At 54.7% G+C, this 14,256-nt stretch carries 10 protein-coding genes; 3 read left to right on the forward strand and 7 right to left on the reverse strand.

Annotation, left to right across the window (positions count from 1 at the left end; all coding sequences use genetic code 11):
• Positions 1-2 precede the first annotated feature (2 nt).
• The 4 genes from H7R56_RS10440 to nhaB all read right to left on the reverse strand — a co-directional run bounded on the left by H7R56_RS10440 (position 3) and on the right by nhaB (position 6,107).
• Positions 3-2,531: a fimbria/pilus outer membrane usher protein gene (locus H7R56_RS10440; protein ID WP_106927653.1), complete on the reverse strand. Its 2,529-nt coding sequence runs from the start codon at positions 2,529-2,531 to the stop codon at positions 3-5.
• Between the two features lie 81 nt (positions 2,532-2,612).
• Positions 2,613-3,188, reverse strand: coding sequence for a fimbrial-like protein (locus H7R56_RS10445; RefSeq protein ID WP_106927651.1), 576 nt, complete (start codon positions 3,186-3,188; stop codon positions 2,613-2,615).
• 697 nt (positions 3,189-3,885) lie between these two features.
• On the reverse strand, positions 3,886-4,416 hold the full coding sequence (gene dsbB / locus H7R56_RS10450) for a disulfide bond formation protein DsbB (RefSeq protein ID WP_106927649.1): 531 nt from the start codon (positions 4,414-4,416) through the stop codon (positions 3,886-3,888).
• A 137-nt stretch (positions 4,417-4,553) separates the two neighbouring features.
• A complete protein-coding gene (gene nhaB, locus H7R56_RS10455) occupies positions 4,554-6,107 on the reverse strand; it encodes a Na(+)/H(+) antiporter NhaB (protein ID WP_106927646.1) in 1,554 nt (517 codons plus the stop codon).
• 212 nt (positions 6,108-6,319) lie between these two features.
• Between nhaB and fadR the strand changes: the two genes are divergently transcribed.
• Positions 6,320-7,039, forward strand: coding sequence for a fatty acid metabolism transcriptional regulator FadR (fadR, locus tag H7R56_RS10460; RefSeq protein WP_106927644.1), 720 nt, complete (start codon positions 6,320-6,322; stop codon positions 7,037-7,039).
• 119 nt (positions 7,040-7,158) lie between these two features.
• On the opposite strand, the gene H7R56_RS10465 is transcribed toward fadR, so the two are convergent.
• On the reverse strand, positions 7,159-8,691 hold the full coding sequence (locus H7R56_RS10465; RefSeq protein WP_106927642.1) for a SpoVR family protein: 1,533 nt from the start codon (positions 8,689-8,691) through the stop codon (positions 7,159-7,161).
• A gap of 325 nt (positions 8,692-9,016) precedes the next feature.
• On the opposite strand from H7R56_RS10465, the gene H7R56_RS10470 reads away from it, so the two are divergent.
• Positions 9,017-10,315 (forward strand): D-amino acid dehydrogenase, encoded by a 1,299-nt coding sequence (locus tag H7R56_RS10470; protein WP_106927640.1) that lies wholly within the window; start codon positions 9,017-9,019, stop codon positions 10,313-10,315.
• A gap of 9 nt (positions 10,316-10,324) precedes the next feature.
• Complete coding sequence (gene dadX, locus H7R56_RS10475) at positions 10,325-11,395, forward strand: catabolic alanine racemase DadX (protein WP_106927638.1); 1,071 nt, start codon at positions 10,325-10,327, stop codon at positions 11,393-11,395.
• Between the two features lie 91 nt (positions 11,396-11,486).
• Here dadX and H7R56_RS10480 read toward each other — a convergent pair whose 3' ends face one another.
• Together H7R56_RS10480 and ldcA are read right to left on the reverse strand one after the other, a co-directional pair.
• Positions 11,487-13,220 carry a potassium/proton antiporter gene (locus H7R56_RS10480; protein ID WP_106927636.1) on the reverse strand — a complete coding sequence of 578 codons (1,734 nt, stop codon included), beginning with the start codon at positions 13,218-13,220 and terminating at the stop codon, positions 11,487-11,489.
• 94 nt (positions 13,221-13,314) lie between these two features.
• Positions 13,315-14,229 (reverse strand): muramoyltetrapeptide carboxypeptidase, encoded by a 915-nt coding sequence (gene ldcA, locus H7R56_RS10485; RefSeq protein ID WP_106927634.1) that lies wholly within the window; start codon positions 14,227-14,229, stop codon positions 13,315-13,317.
• Positions 14,230-14,256 lie beyond the last annotated feature (27 nt).

The following is a 14,256-nucleotide window of genomic DNA, read 5'->3' on the forward strand; positions in this document are numbered from 1 at the left end:
AATTAATGGGGGAGTTTACACGGCAAGATAACAGCCTGACCGTCGGTGTTACTGCTGTTCGGCGGCGTGATTTCACAGGTTTTATCTGCCCATTTCAGCGTCAGCGTGCTGTTTTCCTGCACGCCGCTGAGATAGACGTAACCGTCGTCAGCCACCAGTCCAGCGTCGCGGCCGCTGTCTTTGTCAGAGACGGTGACGCCAAGAGGCGGGTAATGGCCATCCTCCAGGCGGATGACGCCGACAATTTGATAACCTTTAATCGCGCGAAGGGGCATATAGCCGATTGCGCCTTCGGTCAGCGTGGTGCGGATAACCGAATTATTCACATCGACGCCTTCCGGCAGCTTATTGCTGTTTACCATTACGGTTGCGGTAGTGTAGTTGCCGACCGACGGCACGACGGCGATACCAAATAAGTTGGTCACGCTAAGGTTATTGTTGACTTCAACGTCAGCGATGCCGTCTGCGTCAACCATCACGCGAGAACTGTTGCCGGGGCTGTAGTCATGCAGCGCTGCACCGAACCGGGTAGCGGTGAAGGAACCGTTCCAGCTGGTGCTGAACGAGCGGTAGCTGCTCGGCTGAATGCTGCCGTTAAGGTTGAAGCGACCGTAAGGCGAATAGTGCTGATAGTTGCCGCGCATTGCAGATTTGCCATCGCTGAATTCGTGGTCAGTACCTGAAACCGACAGATTCCACGGGTTATTCCGGCTGGAACCATCGTACCAGGTGGCAGTTTGCGAGGTCGCATCATCGCCATAGCGTTGCAGACTGTAGGAGACGTTACGGCTGCTCGCCAGCGGCACCGTCAGCGAGAAGTAATACTGATTTTCTTCGTTGTTATCCCACCGGACGCGGCTGACCGCCAGCGAGGCAGAAATACTCTTGAAATCGCCGATATCAAAGCTGTGGTTAACGGATAACGAGTAGTTCGTGTTGGTCACACTGTCCCAGTAGGTGTTGCGCGTGATATTGAGATAGGTATTGAGCGCCAACGGCGCAATATACTGGTTAAATGAGAGCACATAGCTCTCTTTCTCATTACCGTTGTTGTCATTGCCGTCGCGTGAGTCAATATATTCACTCATGGTGACATACTCCCGGTCCGAGAAGCGGTATCCCGCGAAGGTTATCTGGCTGTTGGTTTCTTCAAAACGCTTAGAGTAGTTGGCGCGATAGCTAAAGCCTTTCTGTTTTCCCAGGTCGTTATTGCGCAGATTGGCCTCCGCGCCGGTGATGTCGAAAGAGAGAGAACCAAACTGATTGAGGTTAAAACCGAGGCCGCTGGTCAACGCCTGATAATCATCCGCGGTGAAGATGGCGCCGCCGTACAGTGACACATTGCTTAACCAGCCCCATGACGCTTCACCGGTCAGGAACATTGGGTTGTTGATATCGTTATGTGTGGTCGAAGTGGGTTTCCCCGTCGACACTTTATAGCGTAACTGTCCTTTGCGCGTCAGAAAGGGGATGGATGCCGACCCCACCTGGAAGGTGCTCTTACGGCCGTCTTCTTCTTCGACGGTGACGTCAAGCTGACCCTGAAGCGCATTACCCAAATCGCTAATTGTAAAGGGGCCCGGTGACACCGTTGTCTGATATAGCGTACGGCCATTTTGAGAGACGGTGACTTTGGCATTGGTCTGCGCGATGCCGCTGATTTGCGGCGCATAGCCGCGAAGATCGGGCGGCAGCATCTGCTCGTCGCTTTCCAGCGAGAGGCCGGTGAAGTGGAACGTATCATACAAATCGGAACTGAGATCGTACTGCCCCAGCGTCAATTTTGACGCCAGGGAAGGAAGCGGTCTGAAGAGATACGTTCGCGGCAGACTGCTGGTGTTAGTCGTTGCCTTGTGTTCAATAAATGATTGATCGTACTGATAGTCGCTGCGCAAGCGCCACGCACCGAGGTTGAAGCCCAGCGTGCCGTAAGAGCTGATGTTTTGGCTACTGTCTCCGTGGTTTGGCGCGTACTGGCTGGCATAAAGGTTATAGTCGAGCAGGAGCCCGGCAATACCGTCGTCCCAGTATTCCGGTGGCGTCCAGTTTTTAGCCTGGTATTTCATCCACGCCTGAGGCACGATAAGCGTCAGCACCATGCTGGCCTTGTCCAGCCGCGTGACCAGCTCTGGCGTATGGCTAAGATCGGCGCAGGCGCTTTGTGCAATAGGCTGTAGCGTTTCGATAAAGGCCTCTGCGAAACCAAATTCGGCCAGTTGGTCTTTGTTCAAACAGAGCTGCGATCCACTTTCATTATCAGCTTTAATCCAGGTGAGGCTGTAGCTGCGTGGCAGGGTATTTTTGTTGATCTGTACGCTCACCAGATAGCTGCCCGGGGAAATATATCCTTTTTTTTCAAACTGCGAGAGATCGATATTTTGTTTGTCTTCTGCATCAATCATCTCGGTATTAAATTCGACGGCATAAAGCGGTGATGATAGCGATGCAAAAAGGCAAGCAGAATAAAGAGACTGCTTTATTAAAAGGGAAAGTTTTTTGGGCGTTAACCTGACAGCAATAGAAGTCCGCATAAAATCCGTTTCTTTTAATAAAGAATACTAAGAAAGCCGGTGAATCCATCACCGGCCTGAATTAAACGTTGCTAAGGATAATTATTTGTAGCTCAGAACGTAGTTAGCCTGTGCGTAAACATCACCTTCAGTTGCGTTATGCCCTTTTGACTCCATGCGGGCGTTGAAGTCCAGGTTCTGAGTCGGGTTATTCAGATCGGCAAAGGCGAAGTTGAACGGCTGGCCCAGAGTGACGGTTTTGTAGCCCGCATCCAGGATACGAACGCCAACACCTTTGGCACCGCCGTAGCTGTTTTCTTTGGTGTTAGCCATCAGGCTAGTATCCGTGGTGTCGACGTTTGCAGAGGTGAAGGTAACCTTCACTTTATCAGTAACAGTCGTAGCACCCTCACCGTCAGTCACGCTCAGAGTACAGTCAACCAGGTGGATGGAGAACGGTGTTGGGGTCGCATCACTGTCACCATTCAGTACGGTATCTGCAACCTGACCTAACCATACTTCGATCTTGCTGCTTTCCGGTGCAACGGAGCACGGTGCGGTAATTACGGTGCCGGTGAACGTAACGGTGCCGTGACCCTGGTCTTCAGCGCTGGCGTTAAAAGCAGCACCAGAGAACAGAGCGGTTGTTACCATAGCAAACAGTGTTTTCTTAAACATGAAATATAATCCTTTATAGTGTTAATTTTTAACAAGGTCATCGTGAGTTAATATTAATTAGTCACAACGGCGCTAAATCTATCACCAGGTATTTAGTTACACACGTTAGATTTATTTTACAGTTTGCGAACATCATTAGTTGTTCTTAAATAATATAGCTGTGATATATATTGCTGGGATAGTGCGCTATTTTCATGCGAATTGATGATGATTAATCTTGATGAAATCTGAAATTTCTCTGATATCATAATAAAATGCGTGATTTTATTTGTAAGATGTTTTAAATATAATTAAATATTAATTTTGGATAATGTTTAGTTATTGCCGGTTTATTTCCCCATATTAAAGCGCCTGCTTATGTCATTTCGCCGTATCGGGGTGAGCAGGGTCAGACGCCTCTCCGCTAGCGACCTTTTTAAAGGGCTGACTTAAGCGATATTGGCTGGTATTTCATCTTTTTTAGCGCTGGTGGTAAAAAAACGCTACGCCATTTCCCTCCCGTGCCGATAGCGACAGTACAGACCAAATGATGAGGTGAGAAATGCGCAATTCAGTAAAAGTGCTGTTGCTTGCGGTGGTGATAAATCTTGCTGGCTGGGGGCTGCTGCTTGTTACAGGCTATGGGATCGGAACGATGACGGGGATGTGGTAAACACGCTGCCAACCGCAAAGGCGATGCTGCTGGCAGCGTTCAGGATTAACGGCCGAAAAGATCGCGTCTTTTGGGTTTAAACGGCTGGGCAATCAGCACCAGCAGCGCCACGATCAGGTAAGCGGCGAAAATACCGACCAGCCACTGAGGCATCTCCAGCGATAAGAACTCCCACTGGCGCACGGCGCAGTCGCCGGATGCCACAAACACCTGCGGTAGCCATTTATCCAGCGGCAGCCAGCTTGGGAAGCGGGCCATAAAATCGCAGGTCATAAACGGCGACGGGTGCAGCTGAATCATGGTGTGTTCCCAGGCCAACTGCAGACCGCGGAAGGCGCTATACAGCCAAATCAGCAGCGCGACGTAGCGCAGCGGGCTTTTCGGCGCAATCGCCCCTACCAGACCGGCACCCATGACGCCGAACAGCGCACAGCGCTCATAAATGCACAGTACGCATGGTTTTAATAGCATCACATGCTGAAACCATAATGCCACCAACTCAAGCGCAAAAGCGGTTAACGCCAGCAATAACCAGGCACTGCGGCCACGTGAGCTCTGGTTTAAATATCGCAACATAATCATTTCCCTGGAACGTGCTTTGAAAAAGCAGTGTAAACGAAAACGTTAGCCCTGCCATCTGGCTATACGCAATTATTCGTAAATGGCAGTTCAATGCCCACGGAAAACCGTGGGCATTGAGAAGCGCAGCTATATTAGTGGGTTATTGCGGGAAGCACCAACATTCCTTTATTCATCATCCAGTCGATAACGGGCTGGAGAGTAAACTCGACGCACAGCAGGCCCACGAGCGTCAGGACCAGCGTATAAGGCAGCGCCATCCACACCATTCGACCATAGGACAGGCGAATGAGCGGCGCCAGCGCTGACGTCAACAGGAACAGGAACGCGGCCTGGCCGTTTGGCGTCGCCACCGACGGCAGGTTTGTCCCGGTATTAATTGCCACAGCCAGCAGCTCAAACTGGCGCAGGTCGATTGCGCCGTTATCCAGTGCCGTTTTGGCTTCATTAATATAAACGGTGCCCACGAATACGTTATCCGAAATCGACGATAGCAGGCCGTTAAACAGATAGAACAGCGACCGCTGAGCGTGAGGTGAGGCTTGCAGCACAAAGTCGATAATAGGTGCAAACAAATGCTGGTCAATGATGACCGCCACGACCGCGAAAAATACCGTCAACAGCGCGGTGAACGGCAGCGCTTCGGTGAAGGCTTTGCCGATGGCGTGCTCGTCGGTAATGCCGGTAAACGAGGTGGCAAAGATAATCACCGACAGACCAATCAGGCCGACTTCCGCCAGGTGCAGCGCCAGCGCCAGCACCAGCCAGACGCCGATAATCCCCTGCACGACCAGGCGCAGGGTTTCCTGACGGCTGCGCTGCTGGCTGCTGCGCACGTCAAAATCATGGAGGATTTTCCGTACCGGCTCTGGCAGCTCCGCGCCGTAGCCAAAGGCTTTAAATTTCTCCAGCAGCAGGCAGGTAATCAGCCCGCAGATAAATACCGGAACGGTGACCGGTGACATGCGCAGGAAGAATTCGCCAAAGTGCCAGCCGGCCACCTTAGCGATAATCAGGTTTTGCGGCTCGCCGACCATGGTCATGACACCGCCGAGTGCAGTACCCACACCCGCATGCATCATCAGGCTGCGCAGGAAAGCGCGGAACTGCTCCAGCACTTCGCGGTTGTGTTTATCGATATGGCTGTCGTCGAGCAGATCGTCATCGTCCGGGCGAGAAGAGGCGACCCGATGGTAGATACTGTAAAAACCGACCGCCACGCTGATGATCACCGCCACAACGGTCAACGCATCGAGGAAAGCCGACAGAAATGCAGCCGCCATGCAGAACGCGAGCGACAGCAGCCGCTTGCTGCGGATGCTCAGCAGCAGGCGGGTAAAGATAAACAGCAGCAGCTGCTTCATAAAGTAGATGCCGGCAACCATAAAGATCAGCAGCAGCAGTACTTCCAGGTTGGCCGCGACTTCATTTCGCACATGCTCGGCCGAGGTCATGCCGACAAACACCGCTTCAATGGCCAGCAGGCCGCCGGGTATTAACGGATAGCACTTCAGCGCCATCGCCAGCGTGAAAATAAACTCACCAACCAGCAGCCATCCGGCGACAAACGGATTGATTAAAAAGACCAGTGGGTTAATGACCAGGAAAATCAGCAATAACAGCTTGTACCAGTCAGGCGACTGGCCTAAAAAGTTGCGCCACAGGGCGCGACCGTAAGAGATGTCCATGACAATCGTCTTCCTCCTGAAAAGATGACATTTTTTACCACTAAATGCGCGCAACTGCCAGAATTCCCCCAGGAAGGGCCGTTTCCGTCCTTAAAAAGAAATGTGAAAAATGAAACGGCGATCCCTTTTTAATTAGGTTGTCCCGCTATCTGCGCTATGTTGGCTCTGGTATGATGAGTGTAATTGCAACGCTGTGTAATGGAATTTTTACTATGGTCATTAAGGCGCAAAGCCCGGCGGGTTTCGCTGAAGAATACATCGTCGAAAGTATCTGGAATAACCGTTTTCCTCCAGGATCAATTCTTCCGGCTGAACGCGAACTCTCTGAATTAATTGGGGTAACCCGCACCACCTTACGTGAAGTGTTGCAACGCCTGGCGCGAGACGGCTGGTTAACAATTCAGCACGGTAAGCCCACGAAGGTGAATAACTTCTGGGAAACGTCCGGGCTCAATATTCTGGAGACGCTGGCGCGCCTCGATCATGACAGCGTGCCGCAGCTGATTGATAATCTGCTGTCCGTTCGCACCAATATTGCAACCATCTACATTCGTACCGCTTTCCGTCAGCATCCTGATAAGGCGCTGGAAGTGCTGGCAAAAACGCGTGAAGTGGAAGATTACGCCGACGCCTTTGCCGAGCTCGACTATAGCGTGTTTCGCGGCCTGGCTTTTGCCTCCGGCAACCCTATTTATGGGCTTATCCTTAACGGGATGAAAGGGCTGTATACCCGTCTGGGTCGCCACTATTTCTCCAGCCCGGAAGCGCGCGCGCTGGGGCTGGGCTTCTACCATAAGCTGATTGAGCTGTGCGAGAAGGGCGAGCATGAGAAGGTGTACGAAACGGTGCGCCGCTATGGGCACGAGAGCGGCGAGATCTGGCACCGCATGCAGAAAACGCTGCCGGGCGATTTAGCTATCCATAGTCGCTAGTCAGTGCGCTGATTTTGTTCCCTGTAGGCCGGATGGCGCTTTGCTTATCCGGCCTACAACAGAAAGGGAAAGCCTTCCCGGAGTCAGCGCTTCGCGCCTCGTCCGGGCTACGATAGAGGCTACAATGCGTTTGGCCGCGGCGGGCAACGCTCCAGCAGCTCCACGCTACCATCCGCGTTCTGCTGCTCCAGATGCACATCAAACCCCCACAGACGATGCACGTGCTTCAGCACCTCTTTACGGCCTTTATCGAGCGGCGCGCGGTTGTGCGGCACGTAGCGCAGCGTCAGCGAACGGTCACCGCGCAGGTCGACGTTCCATACCTGAATGTTGGGCTCCAGGTTGCTGAGGTTGTACTGGGAGGACAGCTGGTTGCGAATTTCCCGATACCCTTCCTCATTGTGAATGGCCGAAATTTCCAGATAGTTATTACGATCGTCATCCAGCACGGTAAACAGGCGGAAGTCGCGCATGATTTTCGGTGACAGGAATTGGCTGATAAAGCTCTCATCCTTGAAATCCCGCATCGCAAAGTGCAGGGTCGTCAGCCAGTCGGAACCGGCGATATCCGGGAACCAGTATTTATCCTCTTCGGTCGGGTTCTGGCAAATGCGCTTGATGTCCTGGAACATCGCAAAGCCGAGCGCGTAGGGGTTAATGCCGCTGTACCACGGGCTATTGTAAGGCGGCTGGAAGACTACGTTGGTATGGCTGTGCAGGAACTCCAGCATAAAGCGCTCGGTCACCTTACCTTCATCGTACAGGTGGTTAAGGATGGTGTAGTGCCAGAACGTCGCCCAGCCTTCGTTCATCACCTGCGTTTGTTTCTGCGGGTAAAAATACTGGCTGACCTTGCGCACAATGCGCAGGATCTCGCGCTGCCACGGCTCCAGCAGCGGGGCATTTTTCTCCATAAAGTACAGCAGGTTTTCCTGCGGCTCCGAGGGGTAGCGGCGCGCGGACTCAACGGCTTTTTCCTCATCGCGTTTTGGCAGCGTACGCCACAGGGTGTTCACCTGGCTTTGCAGATACTCTTCGCGGCTTTTCTGCCGTGCTTTTTCTTCCTGCAACGAAATTTTTGACGGTCGTTTGTAGCGGTCAACGCCGTAGTTCATCAGCGCGTGGCACGAGTCGAGCAGCCGCTCAACCTCGTCCACCCCGTAGCGCTCTTCGCACTCGGTGATGTATTTGCGCGCAAACAGCAGGTAGTCAACTATCGAACTGGCGTCGGTCCAGCTGCGGAACAGATAGTTGTTTTTGAAGAAGGAGTTGTGGCCATAGCAGGCATGCGCCATAACCAACGCCTGCATGGTGATGGTGTTCTCTTCCATCAGATAGGCGATACACGGGTTAGAGTTAATGACGATTTCGTAGGCCAGCCCCTGCTGCCCGTGCTTATACTGGCGCTCGGTTTCAATAAATTTTTTGCCAAACGACCAGTGCGGGTAGTTAATCGGCATGCCGACGCTCGAGTAGGCGTCCATCATCTGCTCAGAGGTAATGACTTCAATCTGATGCGGATAGGTGTCCAGCCGGTATAGTTTGGCCACCCGGTCAATTTCCGCCAGGTAGGTTTCCAGCAGCGAAAACGTCCAGTCGGGTCCATCGCTCAGACGAGTGGTATCCTTATTCATCGAGTCAATTGTAGCCATTAGCGCGCCCTCATTGTTGGCGACTCTCTCTGTGCGGAGAGCCTCACTTCAAGAATAGAACACCGCAGAAATTCTGTAACAACCGTCCTTTCTAAACTTCATGATTTATTCATTTTACTGGCGATAATTTTGCCTCTTTGCAGGATTTTATGCTGACAAAAAATAGCGGGCAGCATGAGATGTCAATTTCTCCGCTGGCCCGCTGTATGGGCGCTCTGTGAGGTAAGTCACCATAAAAAAAGCATATGTTGAATAATATTTTCATCTGGGTTATCAATTTGTAATTAGAAGATTGTTCTTTTGCTCATTCTGGACTGGAGTGGCTATGCACATTGTCATACTGGGAAGTGGCGTGGTGGGCGTGACCAGCGCCTGGTATTTAAGTCAGGCGGGGCATCAGGTGACGGTGATTGACCGCGAAGCGGGTCCAGCGCTGGAAACCAGCGCGGCAAACGCCGGGCAGATCTCGCCGGGCTATGCGGCACCGTGGGCTGCGCCGGGCGTACCGCTAAAGGCGATTAAATGGATGTTCCAGCGCCATGCGCCGCTGGCCATTCGCCTCGACGGCACCGGTTTTCAGTTAAAGTGGATGTGGCAAATGCTGCGTAACTGCGACACGCGCCACTACATGGAAAACAAAGGTCGCATGGTGCGGCTGGCGGAATACAGCCGCGACTGCCTGAAGACCCTGCGTGAAACCACCGGTATTGCCTATGAAGGTCGCCAGGGCGGCACCCTGCAGCTGTTCCGCACCGCCCAACAGTATGAGAACGCCACCCGCGATATCGCCGTGCTGGAAGAGGCTGGCGTCCCGTATCAGCTGCTGGAAGCATCTCGTCTGGCTGAGGTCGAACCGGCGCTGGCCGACGTGGCGCATAAACTCACCGGCGGCCTGCGTCTGCCAAACGATGAAACCGGCGACTGCCAGCTGTTTACACAACGGCTGGCAAAAATGGCTGAACAGGCGGGCGTGACCTTCCGCTTTAATACCCCGGTTGATAGCCTGATTAAAGACGGCGAGCGTATTGTCGGCGTGAAGTGCGGCGATGAACTGGTCAAAGCCGATGCCTACGTGATGGCCTTTGGTTCTTATTCAACCGCCATGCTGAAAGGGCTGGTGGATATTCCGGTTTACCCGCTCAAAGGCTACTCGTTGACTATTCCCATCGTCGAAGAGCGCGGGGCGCCGGTGTCAACCATCCTCGATGAAACCTACAAAATTGCCATTACCCGTTTTGATAACCGCATCCGCGTGGGCGGCATGGCGGAGATCGTTGGTTTTAACACCGAACTCCTGGCACCACGTCGCGAGACGCTGGAGATGGTGGTCGGCGACCTGTTCCCGCGCGGCGGACGCGTGGAAGACGCCATCTTCTGGACCGGGCTGCGCCCGATGACCCCGGACGGTACGCCGATTGTGGGCAAAACGGCGTTTAAAAACCTGTGGCTGAATACCGGACACGGCACGCTGGGCTGGACCATGTCCTGTGGCTCGGGGCAGCTGCTGAGCGATTTGATGTCTGGCAGAATGCCAGCGATACCCTATGATGATCTCAGCGTTGCGCGCTACTCGCCGGGCTTTACACCCGCTCGCCCACAGCACTTGCATGGTGCGCACCATTAAGGAGAACGCATGTCACGTCCCGTGCTCGCCAGCATCGATCTGCAGGCGCTGAAAGAGAACTTAGCCATTGCCCGTCGTGCCGCTGCCGGCGCTCGCGTCTGGTCGGTGGTCAAGGCCAACGCCTACGGCCACGGCCTGGACCGGGTGTGGAACGCCCTACGGGAAACCGACGGCTTTGCCATGCTCAACCTTGAAGAAGCCATTTTGCTGCGCGAGCGCGGCTGGAAAGGGCCGATTCTGTTGCTGGAAGGATTTTTCCACGCCGACGAACTGCCGTTGTTTGATAAATACCGGCTGACCACCAGCGTGCACAGCAACTGGCAAATTAAAGCGTTGCAAAACGCGCGCCTGCACGCGCCGATTGATGTTTATCTGAAGATCAACAGTGGGATGAATCGCCTTGGCTTCGCGCCTGAGCGGGTGAACAGCCTCTGGCAGCAGCTGCGTGGCATGAGCAACGTCGGGGCGATAACGCTGATGTCGCACTTTGCGCAAGCGGAGAATACCGACGGCGTCGCCGCACCGATGCGTCTCATTGAACAGGCGGCAGAAGGGCTGGACTGCCCGCGCTCGCTTGCCAACTCTGCGGCGACAATGTGGCACCCGGAAACCCATTTCGACTGGGTGCGGCCGGGCATCGTACTGTACGGAGCATCACCTTCCGGCCAGTGGCAGGATATTGCCAACACCGGCCTGAAGCCAGTGATGACGTTGAGCAGCCAGATTATCGGCGTGCAGAACCTGAGGGCGGGCGATGCGGTGGGCTACGGCAGCCGCTATCGGGCGAGCCGCGAGCAGCGTATCGGGATTGTTGCCTGCGGCTATGCCGACGGCTACCCGCGTATCGCGGCGAACGGCACACCGGTGCTGGTGGACGGTATTCGCACGGGAACAGTTGGCGCGATTTCAATGGATATGCTGGCGGTGGATTTAACCCCGTGCCCGCAGGCGGGAATTGGTACTGCGGTAGAACTGTGGGGGCAGGAGATTAAGATTGATGACGTGGCCGCCAGCGCAGGCACCGTTGGTTACGAGCTCATGTGCGCGCTGGCACCGCGTGTACCTGTTGTGACAGTGTAACCATTTGCCGCGTAGCCCGGTGGCGCTTTGCTCACCGGGTCTACAGATTTACGACAGGCCGGATAAGCGCAGCGCCCTCCGGCACAACACACTACTCGGATTCTTCCTCGGCTACCCGCACGCCCACCTTCAGCACCTGATTTTCTTCCTTCTCTGCCACGGTCCACACCATTCCGGCAAACTCAACCTGGTCACCGACGACCGGTGCAGCCCCCAGCAGATGCTCGACAATTTCGCCCAGCGACTGCTGGTTGTCGCGAAACGCTTCGCCGCCGTCGAGGCCATAAATCAGCGCCACGTCGGCAAATTTCGCCTGGGCTTCGAGAATAAAGTCGCCAAAGAAGCTTTGATCGAGCGCGACCGGCGGCGACTGGCTGAACATTTTACCCAGCGACGGCAGATCGCGTTCGCGGCCAATCACGCAGAGAATGTCATTTTCCCGCAGCCGGGTGCTGCCGGTCGGATGCAACAGGACGTTATCGCGAAACAGGGCGGCAATGCGCGTTTCTGGCGGCATATGCAGGTCGCGCAACGCCGCGCCGACGCACCATTTTTCGGCGCTGAGCTGATACACAAACTGTTCCCACGGATTTTCCGGATGAATATCCAGCCCAACGCGTGAAATAGGCCAGCCGACCGGCGGGACCACCACTTTGGCTTTTTTCGCCGCCCACGACAGCGATGTGCCCTGCAGCAGCAGCGAGACCAGCACCACGAAGAAGGCAACGTTAAAGAACAGCCGCGCGTTTTCCAGCCCGGCCATCATCGGAAACACGGCGAGAATAATCGGTACCGCGCCGCGCAGGCCAACCCAACTGATGAACGTGCGTTCGCGAAGGTTAAAACCGCGAAACGGTAGCAGCCCGGCAAATACCGACAGCGGGCGGGCAACAAAAATCATCCAGATAGACAACAGCAGCGCCGGAACGGCAATGGGCAGCAGGTCCGACGGCGTCACCAGCAGCCCCAGAACCAGGAACATGCCGATTTGCGCCAACCATGCCAGACCATCAAAGTTTTGCAGAATGCCGAAGCGGTTACGAATCGGCCGGTTGCCCAGCAGGAAGCCGCACAGGTACACCGCCAGAATACCGCTGCCGTCGAGTGAGGTGGTGACGGCAAAAATCATGATCCCGCCGCTGAGTGCGAGCAGCGGATACAGCCCGGCGGGCAGGGCAATACGGTTGATCATTTGCAGCAGCAGGTAGCCGCCGCCCAGACCAATCACAATTCCCAGGCCGAACTGCTGGATAATATGCACAAGGAACATCCAGCTCAGGCCGCTTTCATGCTGTTGGATCATGGCAATCAGGGTGATGGTCAGGAATACCGCCATCGGGTCATTGCTGCCGGACTCAATTTCCAGCGTCGAACCCACGCGCTCGTTCAATCCTTTGCCACCGAGTAGCGAGAACACAGCCGCTGCATCGGTTGAACCGACGATGGCGCCAATCAGCAGCCCTTCCATCAAATCCAGATTAAACAGCCAGGCCGCCATCATGCCGGTCAGGCCTGAAGTGATCAGCACCCCTACGGTCGCCAGCGACAGCGCCGGACCCAGCGCCACGCGAAACGAGCTGGCCTGGGTGCGCATCCCGCCGTCCAGCAGGATCACCGCCAGCGCCAGGTTGCTGACCATATACGCGAAAGGGTAGTTATCGAACGGGATACCGCCAATACCGTCAACGCCGGCAAGCATGCCGATGGCTAAAAAGATAACCAGAATCGGGATGCCGAGGCGGGAAGAAAATGAGCTTAAGAGAATACTGCAGGTTACTAAGACAGAACCCAAAATAAAGAGACTAATAACTGCCGTGGCGTCCAATGTTCACGTACTCCCCTAAACGTGCTTGCTAGTCACAAAACGTTACCATATTTAGGGCGCAAACATTGGATTAATAAGCGGTGATTATTGTTTTTTATTCAGTTAATACCGGGTGTCCGCTGACGGTGAGCGTGGAACGCCCGAGTGAATGCGTCAACTGCGCATGGGCACCCAGCGCCAGCGTCACCGTGCACGGTTCGTGGCCAAAATCGAGGCCGGTAATGACCGGGATCGACAGCCTGGAACGCAGATAGTCGTACATCGCGTTAAGATCGTAGCCGGCATCGTAATCATTCGGCGTCGCGCCGCTAAAACTGCCCAACACCAGCGCTCGCTGGCGCGGCAGGATCCCGGCATAGAGTAGCTGTAACAGCATGCGCTCGACGCGGAACGGATGTTCGTTAATATCTTCCAGCACCAGAATACCGTCACGGATGTCCGGCAGCCACGGGGTGCCGATAAGTGAGGTCATCATTGCCAGGTTGCCGCCCCACAGGGTGCCCTGAGTATCGCAGTTCGGGCCATCGCCCGCCCACTCGATGCAATACTCCGGGTGGGTTAACGCCTGCCAGAAGTGTGTCTCGGTGAAGGGTTCTGGCGATTCTGCGCCGAAATTGCCTGCCAGCATCGGCCCGCTGAAGGTGATCACATTGCCGTGGGCCAGCAGCCCCATCTGGATGGCCGTAAAATCGCTGTGCCCGCAGATCAGCAGCGGATCGTGTTTCTGGCGGTTGGCTAAGCCCTGCCAGTCGATGTTGTCCAGCAGACGGCTGGCGCCGTAGCCGCCGCGTACCGGCATCACAATGCGGTTTTTACCCGCCAGCGTAACGAGGCTGTTGATATCGGCCAGCCGCGCATTTTCATCACCGGCGAAGCGACGATCGCGCCGCGCGATGACCTGCTGATGAACCACCTGATGTCCAGCGTCTTCTAATCGCGATACCCCGCGCTGCGCGGCGGATTGGTTAATACAGTAGCCGGAAGGGGCGATAAGATGAAACTGAGACATGGCATTTCCTTGCAGAGTATGAAACGA

The organism is Klebsiella sp. WP3-W18-ESBL-02, assembly GCF_014168815.1.
Lineage (GTDB): Bacteria > Pseudomonadota > Gammaproteobacteria > Enterobacterales > Enterobacteriaceae > Kluyvera > Kluyvera ascorbata_B.

Bases quoted from the DNA above. Each gene is read 5' to 3' on its own strand.
- H7R56_RS10440 (WP_106927653.1), bottom strand. From the start codon at position 2,531: ATGCGGACTTCTATTGCTGTCAGGTTAACGCCCAAAAAACTTTCCCTT.
- H7R56_RS10445 (WP_106927651.1), bottom strand. From the start codon at position 3,188: ATGTTTAAGAAAACACTGTTTGCTATGGTAACAACCGCTCTGTTCTCT.
- dsbB (WP_106927649.1), bottom strand. From the start codon at position 4,416: ATGTTGCGATATTTAAACCAGAGCTCACGTGGCCGCAGTGCCTGGTTA.
- nhaB (WP_106927646.1), bottom strand. From the start codon at position 6,107: ATGGACATCTCTTACGGTCGCGCCCTGTGGCGCAACTTTTTAGGCCAG.
- fadR (WP_106927644.1), top strand. From the start codon at position 6,320: ATGGTCATTAAGGCGCAAAGCCCGGCGGGTTTCGCTGAAGAATACATC.
- H7R56_RS10465 (WP_106927642.1), bottom strand. From the start codon at position 8,691: ATGGCTACAATTGACTCGATGAATAAGGATACCACTCGTCTGAGCGAT.
- H7R56_RS10470 (WP_106927640.1), top strand. From the start codon at position 9,017: ATGCACATTGTCATACTGGGAAGTGGCGTGGTGGGCGTGACCAGCGCC.
- dadX (WP_106927638.1), top strand. From the start codon at position 10,325: ATGTCACGTCCCGTGCTCGCCAGCATCGATCTGCAGGCGCTGAAAGAG.
- ldcA (WP_106927634.1), bottom strand. From the start codon at position 14,229: ATGTCTCAGTTTCATCTTATCGCCCCTTCCGGCTACTGTATTAACCAA.